We start from the raw sequence: 15,821 nt of genomic DNA, 5'->3' as shown, positions 1-15,821 counted from the left end.
AGTGCAGGCTGTTTCATCAGTCGGCGGCTGGTTCCGAACAGGGCTTTTCCGGGAGAAGAAGGAGCGTTAGGGTCTGCAGTTATTTTTTATTTTACATCCAGTCGTCAATCCCTGTGAACAGCCCCTTTCAAAACGTTTGCCGCGATTTTCTGTTAACGAACACAAAAAATCCGGAAGATTGAACAGAATTATCATTTCTTTGTACAAACATATACAAAAGAATTGGCCTAAAATGGCAGATTCTCAATTTTTCAGCCTAAATTTGTAACACTCAAAAGATATATTGATTAATTAAATTAAAACTTTTAACGACGTATGGTTAATTTTTCACTTGAAGGTAAGATAGCTTTGGTAACTGGAGCTTCTTATGGTATTGGTTTCGCTATTGCAACAGGTTTTGCTCAGGCTGGTGCTACAATCGTATTCAATGATATTAAGCAGGAATTGGTCGACAAAGGTCTGGCTGCATACAAGGAACTGGGTATCGAAGCTCACGGTTATGTATGCGACGTAACCAATGAAGAAGCTGTAAATGCCATGGTTGCCCAGATTGAAAAAGAAGTAGGTGTAATCGATATTCTGGTAAACAACGCAGGTATCATCAAGCGTATTCCGATGTGCGAAATGTCTGCAGCTGAATTCCGTCAGGTTATTGATGTAGACTTGAACGCTCCGTTTATCGTTTCTAAGGCTGTGATCCCTGCAATGATCAAGAAAGGTCACGGTAAGATCATCAACATCTGTTCTATGATGAGTGAACTGGGTCGTGAAACAGTTTCTGCTTATGCGGCTGCCAAAGGTGGCTTGAAGATGCTGACTCGCAATATCGCTTCTGAATACGGTGAATTCAACATCCAGTGTAACGGTATCGGCCCGGGTTACATCGCAACTCCTCAGACTGCTCCGTTGCGTGAGCCTCAGGCTGACGGTTCTCGTCATCCGTTCGATGCATTCATCATCGCTAAGACCCCTGCTGCTCGCTGGGGTAATCCTGAAGACCTGATGGGTCCGGCTGTATTCTTGGCTTCAGACGCATCTAACTTTGTAAACGGTCATGTATTGTATGTAGATGGTGGTATTTTGGCTTATATCGGTAAGCAGCCTAAATAACATTGTAATATAACCTATATATAAGTACGGATGAGTCTTATTACTAAATCAATGAACGTCCTGCTGGCAGCCTGCTGCCTGGCAGGATGTTCTTCCAACAAGCAGACTGTAGAGATTACTGTAACCAACTCTACAGATTTAAACCGTGAAAACGAAATGGTTGAGATTCCTGTACGGAATCTGGAAAAACTGGCTGCTGCCAATGGGGAATGGGTAGTGACCGATGCGCAGCACAATCAGGTGCCTTATCAGATTACTCATGATAGTTTGCTGATCTTTCCGGCTACGGTAGGTCCGAATCAGGCAGTGGTATATACTGTATCGGCGGGAGTTCCGGAAAAAGTGGATACGATTGCGTGCGGAAAAATGTACCCGAATCGTCTGGATGACATTGCTTGGGAAAATGACAAGGCTGCATACAGAGCCTATGGACCGGCACTTCAGAAAACCGGAGAAAAATCTTATGGATATGATGTCTTCACTAAGTCGGTGTCAGAACCCGTTGTAGAGCAGAGATACAAGATGGAAACTGACTCTGCAACCATTGCGCAGATACGTCTTCTTAGAGAACAGGGACAAAAGGAAAAGGCCGACAGCTTGCTGAATACCAAGTCTTACCATGTCGATCATGGCAACGGTATGGACTGTTACAGCGTAGGTGCCACTCTGGGAGGAGGTACGGCTGCACTTATGGAAGATTCAACGATTATTTATCCATATTGTTATAAAGAGTATGCCATCCTGGACAATGGTCCGTTGCGCTTTTCTGTGAAACTGACCTATCATCCTTCGGTAGTCAAGAATGATTCGAATGTGGTAGAAACCCGAATCATTACGCTGGATAAGGGATCGTACCTGAATAAAACGGAAATCCGTTACGAAAACTTATCGGGTGCCTCAACCGTGGTGACCGGTATCGTACTGCATCCGCAGCATCCTGACGGTTATGCTTTCAGTACAGAAGAAAGATACATCGCATATGCCGATTCTACCAATAATACACAGAATAAGAACGGTGTGATTTTTGTAGGAGCTGCTTTCGAACCTTCACTGGAGAATACAGGAGTTCAGTGGTTCTCTGAGGAAGAGAAGGCACAGCGTCCGGGTGCCATCGGACATTTGCTGGGATATACCACTTACCAGCCGGGAGCTTCCTATGTATATTATTGGGGAAGCGGATGGAGCAAGGCGGATATGCCCGACATGGAAACATGGAAACAGTATTTGAAAGAATACGCGCGTAAGATTGAGAAACCATTACACGTAGAAGTTAAATAGTTAAATGAATTTATGGAACAAGTTTTTAGTTATATCATAGGCTTGGGAGCCGCCGTAATGATGCCTATCTTATTTACAATTCTGGGAGTATGTATCGGTATCAAGTTCGGCAAGGCGCTGAAGAGCGGATTGTTGGTAGGTGTCGGTTTTGTGGGACTGTCAGTCATCACCGGATTGCTTACCAGCAGCTTGGGGGATCCCTTGAAGAAAGTGACAGAAATTTACGGATTGAGTTTGGGTATTTTTGATATGGGATGGCCGGCTGCCGCATCGGTAGCCTACAATACTTCGGTAGGAGCATTCATCATCCCGGTGTGTCTGGCAGTCAACATTGTCATGCTGCTGACCAAGACTACCAAGACAGTCAACATTGACTTGTGGAACTACTGGCATTTTGCCTTTATCGGTGCGGTGATTTATTTCGCTACTGATAATATCTGGTGGGGATTCTTTGCTGCAGTCATCTGCTACATCATTACGCTGGTAATGGCCGACCTGACCTGCAAGCAGTTCCAGGGATATTACGAGAAAATGGACGGTATTTCCATCCCTCAGCCTTTCTGTCAGGGATTCGTTCCGTTTGCATTGGTTGTCAACAAGGTGCTGGATATGATTCCGGGATTTGACAAACTGAATATCGATGCGGAAGGCATGAAGAAAAAATTCGGTATCATGGGCGAGCCTCTCTTCCTGGGAGTGGTAGTAGGCTGCGGTATCGGAGCGCTGGCCTGCAAGGACGGCAAAGAACTGGTAGACGGTATTCCTGCCATTCTGGGTCTGGGTATCAAGATGGGAGCCGTAATGGAGCTGATTCCTAGAATTACTGCACTGTTCATCGAAGGTCTTCGTCCGATTTCTGACGCTACCCGTGAACTGATTGCAAAGAAATTCAAGAATGCTTCAGGACTGAACATCGGTATGAGCCCGGCACTGGTTATCGGTCATCCGACTACCCTGGTAGTTTCTCTGTTGCTGATTCCGGTGGCACTCTTCCTTTCTGTAGTATTGCCCGGCAACCAGTTCCTGCCATTGGCTTCACTGGCCGGTATGTTCTATCTTTTCCCGGCAGTCCTGCCTATCACTAAGGGTAATGTACTGAAGACTTTCATCATCGGTCTGGTAGTATTGGTAATCGGTCTTTATTTCGTAACCGACCTGGCTCCGTTCTTTACTCAGGCTGCACAGGACGTATATGTGAAGACAGGTGATGCAGCTGTGAAGATTCCGGAAGGTTTCCAGGGCGGTGCGCTCGACTTCGCTTCCAGCATCTTCTCTTGGGTGATTTTCTATGCCATCTATAACATGAAACTTGTGGGTACAGGAATCCTGGTCATCTTTACTTTGGGACTGGCTATCTTCAACCGCCGGAGAATCATCAAGGAAAGCCGTCAGAACTGATCGGACCGTTGTGTTTACTAAAATAATTAATCACTAAATAAACAAGAAGCATATGAAAAAATTAGCGATTGCAATGATGATGGGTTTTGCAGCGTTTACTGCCAATGCCCAGATTGCGAGTGTAAGTGTACAGACTGCATGCCATCCTCAGGATGTGAAGACTTATGATACTCAGAGACTGCGCAGCAGTTTCGTAATGGAAAAAGTATTGGTTGCCGATGAAATCAACCTGACTTATTCTATGTACGACCGTTTCATTTTCGGTGGTGCGATGCCGGTGAACAAAGAACTGACTCTGGAAACCATTGATAACCTGAAGGCACCTTACTTCCTGTTCAGCCGTGAGCTGGGAGTCATCAACGTGGGTGGCGAAGGTATCGTGACTGTAGACGGTAAGGAATATACACTGAACTTCAAGGAAGCGCTTTATGTAGGAAGCGGCAACCAGAAGGTGACTTTCAAGAGCAAGGACGCTTCTAAGCCTGCTAAATTCTATCTGAACTCTGCTACTGCTCACAAGTCTTACAAGACTCAGCTGATTACTTTGGACGGAAGAAAAGGTTCACTGAAAGCCAACTCTTTCGCTGCCGGAAAGATGGAAGACAGCAACGACCGTGTCATCAACCAGTTGATCGTGAAGAACGTACTTCAGGAAGGTCCTTGCCAGTTGCAGATGGGATTGACTGAACTGAAACCGGGTAGCGTATGGAACACCATGCCGGCTCACACTCACTCTCGTCGTATCGAGGCTTACTTCTACTTCAACCTGACTCCGGGCAACATGATTTGCCACCTGATGGGTGAACCTCAGGAAGAACGTCTGTTGTGGTTGGCTAACGAACAGGCTGTAATGTCTCCGGAATGGTCTATCCATGCTGCAGCAGGTACCAGCAACTACATGTTTATCTGGGGTATGGCCGGTGAAAACCTGGACTATGGAGATATGGACAAGATTTCTTATACTGAAATGAGATAATACCGAAGGATATTTATCCTTTTGGTACAGGCATAAAATAACAGCCTGCCGTTGATGAGTGACTCTCTCAATGGCAGGCTGTTTTATTATCCGGTTCACACGGAACAGAATGAATGCGGTTATCGGCTGGCTGCAAATCATATTATCTGCAACCTGTAGAGGTACGGTCAGTGTCCTTCAGTCCGCAGTTGGGGTGAATCCTCCGTCCGTATGCAACTGTCCGTGTGGTATTATTTCAGGAAACTTTCTCTCATCGGGGAGAAACAGTCGATTAGCATTCCCGGTTCGAGGCATTTGCATCCGTGTTCTACATCCGGCTCCATGTAAAGTGCATCACCGCCCGAAACTACCTTCTTTTCTCCGTTGATGGTAAATTCGAACTTTCCGCTGACTACGTATGTCACCTGTGTATGGTAGTGGCGGTGAGTCGCTCCCACAGCGTCTTTGTCAAATTTGATTTTCACCATCATTACCTGTCCGTTGTAGCCCAATATCTTGCGTACTACACCCTTGTCTCCGGTAGCCTCCCATTCCGATTCGCTGTCGAACATAAAGGCCAGACTGCATGTCTTTTCTACAGCCTTCTGCGGCTCGTTCATTTTTTCCATGGCATAAGTGGCCGGCATGAATGCCAGACAAGCCATGCAAAACGAAAATAATCTTGTTTTCATAGTGTGTTATATTATTGATATTGACATTGAATGCTTAAATCAGCAGGATGCGTTCTCCCGCACGTTTGGCCATGGCACTCTGTATCTGCTGCAGTTCGATGTACCGCTGCATGATTTTTCTGGACTGTTCCGGATCGTTCTGTACAGCAGGTTCCGAGAGCTCGCGCAAAGTCTGCTTCATCTCCTCGTCGACAATCGAAATCTTGAAGTCGATGACCAGTCTCGGAATCAGTTCGTGCAACCGCTCCTTGTCGGTTACGATTTTCTGTGCCTTGAAGTGGTACTTGCTCAACTGATACCTGTCGCTGGCAATTTCCGCTGCGAGCCTGCTGATTTCCGGATCGGGATGAGCCACAAAATACTTTTCTGCGATGAAGTTCGGGTTCTGCAGCTGCTGTTCGATTTCCCTCAGCATCTTCCGGTGCAGGGGACTGTGGAACTGCAGGTTGTCTTCCTTCAGGTTATCGATAATGAATTCGGCCACCTTATAAGGTACGGCCTCTCCGTTTTCGTCCTCGATGTAACACATTACGCACTCTCCGTAGCGCACCAGCATCTTGACCAGCTCCTGTTCTTTCTGGTAGAAGAGTTTCTGGTCGTTGCCTTCTGCCGGAATAAACGAGCGGTACGTATCTTCGGGGGCTACGGGCAGGGGAATGGCTTCTTCTGCCGGAAGTACTGTATTTTCACCGGTTTCTGCGGGCCGGTTCTCACCGTTTGTTCCTGTGTCCGGCGCTTTTTCGCTTTCTTCCTTTGCCAGCAGTGCCTGCTTTTCCCGCTCTTCGCGCTGCTTCTTCCTTTCCGCCTCTTTGAAACGGTTCTCGTGGGCCTGCTCAATCAGTTTGGCAGTAGCCTCCACCAGAATCTTTTCCTCCATTTCCAGCAGCTGACTGCATTCGCGGATGTACACCGAACGGACAATGGAGTCGGGAATCACAGAGATGCTCTTTACGATGCTAGAAATCAGGGCCGCCCGCTTGATCGGGTCCTTTCCGGCCTCTTCCATCAGCAGGTTGGTCTTGAAGCGGATAAAATCCACCTCATGGTCGTTGATGTAAGCCTGGTAATCCGTCGCGTTGTGCTTCCGTGCAAAACTGTCAGGGTCTTCACCGTCGGGGAGAAGACACACCTTGATGTTCATGCCCTCTTCCAGCAGCATGTCAATTCCGCGGATACTGGCCTTGATACCGGCTCCGTCCCCGTCATAAAGTACCGTAATGTTATTGGTAAAGCGATGTATCAGCCGGATCTGATCGGAAGTCAGTGCCGTACCCGATGAGGACACCACATTCTCTATGCCGCTCTGGTGCATGGAGATGACGTCGGTATATCCTTCTACCAGGAAACATCGGTCCTGCTGTACGATGGCCTGCTTGGCAAAAAAGATACCATACAACTCCCGGCTTTTGTGATAAATCTCCGATTCCGGGGAGTTGACGTACTTCATCTGTACGTTCTTGGTCGCACTGCTCAGCACACGTCCGCCGAAAGCCACTACCTTGCCCGAAATCGAATGCACCGGAAAGATGACACGTCCCCAGAAGCGGTCGTGCAGTTTTCCGTCGTCCTTTCGGTAGCAGAGTCCGGTCTTGACGAGAAATTCTTCCTTATAGCCTTTCTGCAAGGCCGTATCTGCCAGTGCCGTACGCTTGTCCGGACTGTATCCCAACTGGAATTTCCGGATGATGTCATCCCGGAATCCCCGGCTGCGGAAGTACGTCATACCGATCCGCTGTCCCTCCAGCTGGTTGTACAATACATCCTGGAAATATTCCGCAGCAAACTGGTTGACGACGAACAGACTTTCCCTCAGGCTGTGTGCCTGCTTCTCCTCGTCGGTCAGCTCCCGCTCCTTCACTTCGATGTTGTATTTCTTGGCCAGCCATTTCAGGGCTTCGTAATACGACATCTGTTCGTGTTCCATGATGAAATGCACCACGTTTCCGCCCTTTCCGCAACTGAAGCATTTGCATACTCCCTTGCTGGGGGACACACTGAACGAAGGTGTCTTTTCATTGTGGAAAGGGCACAGGCCGATGTAGTTCACCCCACGCTTGCGCAGGGTAACAAACTCCGATACAACATCCACAATCTGGGCTGCATCCAATATCCGGTCTATGGTGGCTTGGTCTATCATATCAAGCCACGAAATTACGAAAAATAATTCAATATCCGTTCATTCCCGACTTCCGTTGTGTGTCCTTTTTAAAACAGGAAGAGGATGGAGGAGCCGAACGTCAGGTTGTGCATCGGTGTCCGCTGCCGGTAAATCCGGGTAGTGGTGTTTCCGTGCTCGTCTGCCCAGGAGTTGTTGAACTCGTACGTCAGTTTCAGGTTCGAGTAATCATAGTCGCAGAATATCTTGAAGGCCGCATTGTCCTTGTACTGATAATGCAGGGAGATACCGGTTCCGGCTTTGAATGTCGACCCTCTGCGTATGTTCAGGAATTCCTCGTCCACAAACTCCGTGGCCAGCAAGGTGCGCCGGTCCGTGATATTCTCCTGTGCCATGTAATACTCCACGTCCTCCCGGTAATATTTCTGATATTCACTCTCGGAAACCTTCGTCCTGTCGAAGATTTCGGGATTGATGCTGCTGATGGAGTTCAGGCTGAATCCGGCATTCCATCTTCTGCCGATCAGACACTTCGTCACTGCCCGGAAACGCTGTCCGAACGGAAGCGAGAAATACACACCCAGGTCGGTGTCGCAGATTCCCAGGTGGTCGGACTCCAGTCCGTGAAAGAGAAACATATTTACCGGAGCCCCGTTCAGCCGGTCCGAATCGAGGTCGAACAGCTCCAGGTTGTCCGCCGGAATGTCTGCCGTAATCGGGAGCGTGGCAATCCGTACCCTTCCGCCTATTCCCCACAGCGAATTGAAGAAATAAGCCCCTTCTACTCCTACCACCGTATTGCTGCCTATCTTCAGCCGCATGTCCAGCGGAGTCCCGTTTTCCGTATCGTATATCTCCGGGCTCTTCAGTACCGACGGTCCCGTCCGCATTCCCAAGTCGAATCCCAGAAACGAAGGAGAAGTATCGCTGATATCCCTCGAATAGCCGGTGGCATGCCGGGGCTTCAGTACCACGTCCGAGAGGAAATACCCCAGTTCGGTAGTCGTGATTCCGATACCTGCCCCCACCAGTACGTCGCCCACCCAGTGGCGGTTGTTCAACTGGCGCATCACTCCGGTCACCCCAGCCAGCGTATATCCTCCGATGCTGATCCACGGACTGATTCTGCCGTATTCCTTGTGCAGGATGGTGGCTCCCATGAAAGCCGTAGCCGTATGACCGGAAGGAAAGGAGTTGCGCGAACTCTGGTCCGGTCTTTCTTCCCTGACCGTATACTTCAACGCATTCACGCAGCCCGCCATGAGGAGGGCCGAAAACGTATTGCTGAGTGCCAGTTCCTTCCAGGAACTCTGGCTTTCCACCCCTGCCGCCTTCATGACCCAGGTACTTGCCAGCGGCACATACTGCAGGTAATCGTCGTAGCGGTGATGGAACTTTTCGTCGAAACGGTTTCTCAGCGCCTTGAAATTCTCATTTTGGCGCTGGGCAATCAGTCCGGAGGCAATCAGCGGAATCCCCATGAGTGACATGCGGCTCTGGAAATACTCTCCGGCTGTTGGTGGGGAGGAGGCGGTTGAATCTGCTTTTTCAAGACCTTCCGGTACGTGCTGTGCATACAGGCAAGTCGTGAAAAAGCCATAAACAAGGGCAAACAATAATGCTCTTTTCATAGCTGTCAAGTCTGATAGAATTAAGTCTGAATAGTTTTGTAAAAATTGATTTTACAAATATAATTGTTTTACGGGGAATAAGAGTATAAAAAATGTATATAAATTACAATAAATCCGTGGGGAAAGGAGGGGAAGAAGTAACGCAGCAGAGCAGCTGTCGGCTTTGAGGGATGAAAAAATACTCAGTCAAACCGTGAATAGCGAAAATATGAACATTCTTGCAAACAATATAAAGAGACTTGTAAAGTTGTTAATATATACATTTGCAATGTCTTACAAAACATAATTTATGAGAAAGATATTGTTCATATTTGCTTTACTAGGAGCGGGGATTGTTCAAGGTAACAGTCAAGAAGTGTTGAGCTTGGAGGAATGTCTGAATATAGGTATAGAGAATAACCTTTCTTTGCAGACCAAGCGGAATGATATGGAAAAAGGGAAATATACGCTTTCGGAAAACCGGGCAAGGCTATTGCCTCAGATTAACGGTTTCGCCAATTTTAATGACAACATTGATCCTCCGGTATCTGTGACCGACGGGAGTGCTTTCGGGGTGCCATACAATGTCACACAGACACTGCAGTATACGGCGAATGCCGGAATTCAGTTGCAGATGCCGCTTTACAACCAGACCCTTTATACGGCAGTTTCCATTGCCCGTATCACCGACCGTATGAACCGTCAGAATTACGGAAAGGCGCGTGAGGACCTGATCATGGAGATTACGAAGATGTATTACCTGGGGCAGACTACTGCCGAGCAGTTGCGGCTGGTGGAAGGAAATATCCGCCGACTGGAGGAACTGAAGGATATTACGGTGGCCTTTTACGACAACGACATGGCGCTTGAGGTGGATGTTAAACGAGTAAACATCAATCTGGAGAACTTGCGTGTACAGTACGATAATGCAAAGGCAATGTTCACCCAGCAGATGAATATGCTGAAGTACCTGATGGATTATCCGGCCGACAAGGAGATTCTTCCGGAGCCTGTCAATACGGAACAGATTGCTACGGCTGAACTTTCCGGACTCTCGGAAGATCTATATGAACTGCAGCTGGTACGCTCACAGAAGGAACTGGCCGGAAAGCAGCAGCAGGCAGTGGTACACGGCTATCTGCCATCTTTGAGTCTGGTGGGGAATCTTTCTTTTTCAGCATATACGGATAAGGGATATCACTGGTTTCACAGTCACCCTTCCAACAAGTGGTACCGTTCTTACGGAATTGGGGTGTCTCTGAAGGTACCGATATTCGACGGGCTCGATAAGCGGCAGAAACTGAAAAAAGCAAAGCTGGATGTGGCCAATTTTACCTTGGCAGAAGAAAATGCAAGGAAGAGCTTGCAGACGCAGTACCTGAATGCCACGAACGATCTGATGAACAGTCAGCGCAACTTCCGGAAGCAGAAAGACAATTATCTGTTGTCGGAAGACGTGTATGAGGTGACCAGCAGCCGGTATAAGGAAGGCATTGCCTCGATGACGGAGGTCTTGCAGGATGAAATGAGGATGACCGAGGCGCAGAACAATTACATCAGTGCGCATTATTCGTACCGCTTGAACAACCTGACCTTGCTCAAGCTGACCGGGAAACTGGATACCCTGCTTCGTTGACGGCAGGCAGAAAATAGATTTATTCATTACCATCATTAGATAACCAATAATAAAAGAATCATTATGGAAACAACAAATATTTCAAATACACATCAGGAAAAAGCACAGAAATTAAGGAAATTACGTCGTTGGCAGAAGATTGCCAGTCTGCTGGGGGTATTGGTGCTGGCAATTGGACTGGTTCAGGTAGTCTTTCTGTTCTTAGACTACAAGCAGACTGAAACAAGCAATGACGCTCAGATTGAACAGTATATATCACCCGTTAACCTGAGGGCTTCGGGATACATCAAGCAGATTTGCTTTACGGAACATCAACATGTGAAGAAAGGGGATACGCTGCTGGTACTCGACGACCGTGAGTATCGTATCCGGGTGATGGAGGCCGAGGCTGCACTGAAGGATGCGATGGCGGGAGCGACGGTAATCGATGCGACCTTGCAGACGACGCAGAACAATGCGGCAGTCTTCGAGTCTTCCATAGCGGAAATTGAGGTCCGACTGGCGAAACTGGAGAAAGACCGTCAGCGTTATCAGAATCTGGTGAAGCGGAATGCCGCTACGCCGATTCAGCTGGAGCAGATTGAAACGGAATATGCGGCTACCTTGAAAAAACTGGAAGCTGTAAAGCGTCAGCAGCGGGCTGCCAAGTCGGGTGTCAATGAGGTCTCACAGCGAAAGGTCAACACCGAAGCAGCTATCCAGCGTGCACAGGCTGCGCTCGATATGGCAAGGCTGAATCTTTCTTATACGGTGGTAGTGGCCCCCTGCGACGGACAGTTGGGACGCCGTGCCCTGGAAGAAGGACAGTTTATCAATGCCGGACAGACCATTACTTACATCATCCCCGAAACGCAGAAATGGGTGATTGCCAATTATAAGGAAACTCAGATTGAAAACCTGAAGGAAGGACAGAAGGTAACGATTTCGGTCGATGCGGTCAGCGACAAGGAATTTGAGGGAGTGATTACGGCCATCTCGGGAGCTACCGGGTCCAAGTATTCACTGGTACCGACCGATAATTCGGCAGGCAACTTTGTGAAGATTCAGCAGCGCATCCCTGTACGCATTGACTTTGTCAATTTGTCAAAAGAAGAAAATGAAAGACTGGCTGCCGGAATGATGGTGGTCGTGAAAGCAAAACTTTAAGATTATGGCTTCTTATCCTAAAAATTATCCGTTCTATAACTGGGTACCCAAACCCGTAGGAATTGTCATCCTGCTTTTCCTGTTTCTGCCGATTCTGACTGTGGGAGGGGTCTATACCTCCAACAGCGGTGAGATGATGAGCGGACTGGGTATCATTTCCGAACACATCCAGTTTGCCGGCTTTGTGACCTCGGTAGGAATGGCGGCATTCTGTCCGTTTTTCTATCGCCTGGTGTGCATTCGCCGGGAGAAACTGATGTGCCTGGTCGGATTTTCCATCATGTACGGGCTGAGCTATGTGTGCGCGGTGACCGACAGCATCTTTATCCTTGCCCTCTGCAGTCTCATTATGGGATTTTTCCGGATGGTGCTGATGATGGTCAACCTGTTTACACTGATCAGGTATGCCTTCGGTATGGAGGCTACCCGTAACATAACTCCGGGTCTGGAGCCGCAGGATGAGGCCGGATGGGATAAACTTGATGTGGAGAAGAGTAACAGTCAGCCGATGATTTACCTTTTCTTCATGATCCTGGGGCAGATGGGTACCTGGCTCACTGCCTGGCTGGCCTATGAATACGAATGGCAGTATGTCTACTATTATATGATGGGAATGTTGCTGGTCTCTATTTTACTCATATTCATTACGATGCCTTTTCATACATATGTGGGGCAGCGCTTTCCCATCAATTTTCGTGACTTCGGCAATGTGGTCATCTTCTCCGTGCTGTGGGTTTCGGTCGTTTATGTACTGGTATACGGCAAGGTGCTCGACTGGTATGACGATCCTTCCATCTGCTGGGCTACGGCGCTGGCCTTTGCTTCGGGCGGCATTTTCCTTTATATGGAGTCTACCCGCCGTTCGCCTTACTTCTTGTTGGATATTTTCAAGCTGCGTACCATCCGTGTCGGGATTGTCCTGTTTTTCCTGCTGATGGTACTCAATTCCAGTTCGATGCTGGTCAATGTCTTTACCGGAGTGGGCATGAAGATAGACAACTGGCAGAATGCTACGCTGGGCAACTGGTGTCTGGCGGGGTATGCCATCGGCATCGTTCTCATTCTAGTGCTGCGCAATAAGGGAGTACATTTCAAGTACCTCTTTGCCATGGGTTTCCTGTTCATTGGCCTTGCTGCCCTGTTCATGTATTTCGAGGTGCAGACCATGGGGCTGTATGAGCGGATGAAGTATCCCATCATTATCCGTTCGGTGGGAATGGTGATTCTGTATGCCCTGACAGCTGTATATGCCAATCAGCGAATGCCTTACAAATATCTTTCTACCTGGGTATGCATCATGCTGACTGTGCGTATGGTGCTGGGGCCGGGTACGGGAGTGGCTCTGTATACCAACGTGCTCCAGGAGCGCCAGCAGTATTATGTTACCCGTTATGCTCACGGAGTAGATGGGGTCAGCCCCGAATCTTCCCTCTCCTATAAACAGACAGCTATGGGCATGAGGCTCCAGGGAAAGAGTGAGACGGAGGCAGCACAGATGGCTGCGTTGTCGGCAAAGGGGAAAGTACAGGTGCAGGCCACACTGTCGGCTGTGAAAGAGATGTCCGGATGGACATTCTACGGCTGTATGGCTTGTGCAATATTTGTACTGGTCCTGCGTTATCCTAAACGAAAATTATTAACTTAGCGGCATGTTCCAGGGGGGATTCTCCTTTAAAATATGTCGCCATGAACCACTGTCAGGAAAGATTGGAAAAATTGAATGAAGCCTTATTAGGCAATGCATATATCTGTTCTTCAGGGGGAGTACTGCATACTTTCCCTGAGGCATTCAGAACACCTTATATGGTGAATGGTATCGGACTGATTGTCTGTAACGGAGGTGGTTTCCGGTTCATGCTGGACAGAAAACCGTATTCAGCCACAGCCGGTGAAACACTTTTCATTCCGGAATATTCCTGTTTGCAGATCTTGGAAGAGGATCCCGGACTGGAGGTCTTTGTCTTTGTGTATCAGGTAGATCCTATCCGAGATATCATGGGCACTTTGGTACTTTCCATGTACCCCTATTCGCAGTTGTCGGCAGAGCCCTGCTACGTGTGGAAGACGGGCGAAGAGGAGGAGGTTCTGAAGTATATGTCCTTGCTGGAAAGCGCACAAGCTGCCCGGAGCAATGTGATGGCTTCCTACGAATGCAAACTGCTGTTGCTGGCTCTGACGCACAGACTATGCTCTATTTACAGCCGGAAACTTCAGACGGCCAGTGAAAAAGTAGGTCATAAGAACGAAGTGTTCATGAAGTTGATCGATCTGATTGACCGGTATTACATGCAGGAGAGAGGAGTAGAGTTTTATGCGGACAAACTTTGTCTTTCTCCGAAATATCTGTCGCAGGTTTCAAAGCAAATCAGTGGATATACGGTCCAGGAACTGGTATTCAAAGCGATTGTCCGAAAGTGTATCTCTCTGTTGAAAAATACACAGAAGCCTATCCAGGAAATTTCAGATGAGATGAATTTCCCTAATGCTTCTTATTTTGGAACCTTTTTCAAGAAACAGACGGGCTTTTCTCCCATGCAGTATCGTTTGCAGAAGGGAGAGCTGCCGGATGAGGCTGATTCGCATTAATGCTGGTGAAAGAAACCGTCTGGAAAGTATTATTGAAGAGATGGTTGTCGCTGATGGTCTTGTTGCTGAAGGACTTTCGGCTTCTGACTGGCCTCCGCAGGAAGGTCGGGCAACTTCCCATTGAGGGTTGTCCGACCTTCCTGCGGAGGTTCTTCGACCTGCGTATGGGGGTTGAAGAACAGAAGATTGCCGGAATGCATTCATGTCGGGTTTCTTTCAGGAATGTTTCATTATGGGTATATATCTGTCTTGGGATGATGTAAATCAATTAAATGTCATTTTGCTTGTCGTTTCTGTGATATTTATTGCATTTTATTTGCTTTTTAGGACTAAATTCCGTTTATTTGTAATATAGATATTAGATTTATCAAGTAAAAGGATTAAAAGTTTTCAGGTTTTCATTTGATTCAGTCTGTGTTTGAATGGACTGAATAATTTATTTTAATGTTATGGAAAAGACTGTTACACGCAAGATTGGACTCGTGGCACATGATGCCATGAAGAAAGATTTGATAGAATGGGTTCTGTGGAATTCAGAACGTCTGATGGGACATAAGTTCTATTGTACTGGTACTACCGGTTCGCTGATTAAAAAGGCGCTTCAGGAGAAGCACCCTGATGTGGAATGGGATATTGTGATTCTGAAATCAGGTCCGTTGGGCGGTGACCAGCAGATCGGTTCGCGCATTGTGGAGGGAGAGATTGACTATTTGTTTTTCTTTACCGACCCGATGACCTTGCAGCCTCACGATACGGATGTCAAGGCACTTACGCGACTGGCAGGGGTGGAGAATATTGTTTTCTGTTGCAACCGTTCGACTGCCGACCATATCATCACCAGTCCGCTTTTCTCCGACCCGAATTACGAGCGGATTCATCCTGACTATACGCAGTATACGCAGCGTTTTGCGAACAAACAGATTGTATCCGAGGCAGCCGAACAGGTGGCCAAGCGCAAAAAGAAGCAGAAAAAGGGATAGGAATATTCTGCTGTCGGAGTAGATTTGCTGAATAAAAAAATATTGCCCGGCCATTGTAGGATACAGTGGCCGGGTATTTTGTAAGTGGAGGTTCGTCTTGGTTTAAGGCATCCACGGGGGCGGTGCTTTGGGGAACCACGTAGCCCTTCCTGTATTCAACCTTTTTAAAATAGATAAAAAAAGAAAAAGAGGCTGTCTCAAAATACTTTGAGATGGCCTTTTTTGTGTCTGCAAAAAAAATCGGGCAAGCCCTAACTTCACTAAGTCAGAACTTGCCCGTTTCCCTAATTTTTTGTATCTTAGGGAATCAAACT

The 15,821-nt window shown here is 47.8% G+C and carries 14 protein-coding genes; 10 read left to right on the top strand and 4 right to left on the bottom strand.

Annotated features, from left to right (window positions below; translation table 11 throughout):
• The first annotated feature begins 315 nt into the window (after positions 1–315).
• The 4 genes from H3001_RS04455 to kduI are packed head-to-tail and all read left to right on the top strand — an operon-like array spanning position 316 to position 4,762.
• Positions 316–1,110, top strand: a complete 795-nt coding sequence (locus H3001_RS04455) for a gluconate 5-dehydrogenase (RefSeq protein WP_178244151.1) — start codon at positions 316–318, stop codon at positions 1,108–1,110.
• Between the two features lie 39 nt (positions 1,111–1,149).
• The gene (locus H3001_RS04450; RefSeq protein WP_394367791.1) at positions 1,150–2,388 is read left to right on the top strand and encodes a DUF4861 domain-containing protein; all 1,239 of its coding nucleotides are present in this window, start codon (positions 1,150–1,152) and stop codon (positions 2,386–2,388) included.
• Positions 2,389–2,400: 12 nt separating this feature from the next.
• On the top strand, positions 2,401–3,786 hold the full coding sequence (locus tag H3001_RS04445; RefSeq protein ID WP_181214181.1) for a PTS galactitol transporter subunit IIC: 1,386 nt from the start codon (positions 2,401–2,403) through the stop codon (positions 3,784–3,786).
• 52 nt (positions 3,787–3,838) lie between these two features.
• On the top strand, positions 3,839–4,762 hold the full coding sequence (gene kduI / locus H3001_RS04440) for a 5-dehydro-4-deoxy-D-glucuronate isomerase (RefSeq protein ID WP_178244153.1): 924 nt from the start codon (positions 3,839–3,841) through the stop codon (positions 4,760–4,762).
• Positions 4,763–4,992: 230 nt separating this feature from the next.
• Here the strand turns inward: kduI and H3001_RS04435 are convergent, their stop codons facing one another.
• The 3 genes from H3001_RS04435 to H3001_RS04425 all read right to left on the bottom strand — a co-directional run bounded on the left by H3001_RS04435 (position 4,993) and on the right by H3001_RS04425 (position 9,180).
• The gene (locus H3001_RS04435) at positions 4,993–5,313 is read right to left on the bottom strand and encodes a cupin domain-containing protein (protein ID WP_178244168.1); all 321 of its coding nucleotides are present in this window, start codon (positions 5,311–5,313) and stop codon (positions 4,993–4,995) included.
• 154 nt (positions 5,314–5,467) lie between these two features.
• A complete protein-coding gene (gene dnaG / locus H3001_RS04430; protein ID WP_181214180.1) occupies positions 5,468–7,570 on the bottom strand; it encodes a DNA primase in 2,103 nt (700 codons plus the stop codon).
• A gap of 68 nt (positions 7,571–7,638) precedes the next feature.
• Positions 7,639–9,180: a phosphatase PAP2 family protein gene (locus H3001_RS04425; protein WP_246368474.1), complete on the bottom strand. Its 1,542-nt coding sequence runs from the start codon at positions 9,178–9,180 to the stop codon at positions 7,639–7,641.
• Positions 9,181–9,469: 289 nt separating this feature from the next.
• Between H3001_RS04425 and H3001_RS04420 the strand changes: the two genes are divergently transcribed.
• From H3001_RS04420 to H3001_RS04395, 6 genes are all read left to right on the top strand, one after another.
• Positions 9,470–10,795, top strand: a complete 1,326-nt coding sequence (locus H3001_RS04420) for a TolC family protein (RefSeq protein WP_178244155.1) — start codon at positions 9,470–9,472, stop codon at positions 10,793–10,795.
• A 63-nt stretch (positions 10,796–10,858) separates the two neighbouring features.
• Positions 10,859–11,941, top strand: a complete 1,083-nt coding sequence (locus H3001_RS04415) for an HlyD family secretion protein (protein WP_178244156.1) — start codon at positions 10,859–10,861, stop codon at positions 11,939–11,941.
• A gap of 4 nt (positions 11,942–11,945) precedes the next feature.
• Positions 11,946–13,586: an efflux MFS transporter permease gene (locus tag H3001_RS04410; protein WP_178244157.1), complete on the top strand. Its 1,641-nt coding sequence runs from the start codon at positions 11,946–11,948 to the stop codon at positions 13,584–13,586.
• A 41-nt stretch (positions 13,587–13,627) separates the two neighbouring features.
• Complete coding sequence (locus tag H3001_RS04405) at positions 13,628–14,527, top strand: helix-turn-helix domain-containing protein (RefSeq protein ID WP_178244158.1); 900 nt, start codon at positions 13,628–13,630, stop codon at positions 14,525–14,527.
• Positions 14,527–14,790, top strand: coding sequence for a hypothetical protein (locus H3001_RS04400; protein WP_181214179.1), 264 nt, complete (start codon positions 14,527–14,529; stop codon positions 14,788–14,790). The genes H3001_RS04405 and H3001_RS04400 overlap by 1 nt, the downstream gene beginning before the upstream one ends.
• 186 nt (positions 14,791–14,976) lie before the next feature.
• Complete coding sequence (locus H3001_RS04395) at positions 14,977–15,507, top strand: methylglyoxal synthase (protein ID WP_178244159.1); 531 nt, start codon at positions 14,977–14,979, stop codon at positions 15,505–15,507.
• 102 nt (positions 15,508–15,609) lie between these two features.
• Here the strand turns inward: H3001_RS04395 and H3001_RS19265 are convergent.
• Positions 15,610–15,821: hypothetical protein (locus H3001_RS19265; RefSeq protein WP_219915837.1), on the bottom strand; the 212-nt coding region annotated here is incomplete at its 5' end.

It is taken from the genome of Phocaeicola faecicola (assembly GCF_013618865.1).
GTDB lineage: Bacteria > Bacteroidota > Bacteroidia > Bacteroidales > Bacteroidaceae > Phocaeicola > Phocaeicola faecicola.
The sequence above is the reverse complement of the archived record's forward strand: the minus strand, read 5'-3'. Positions and strand labels throughout refer to the sequence as shown.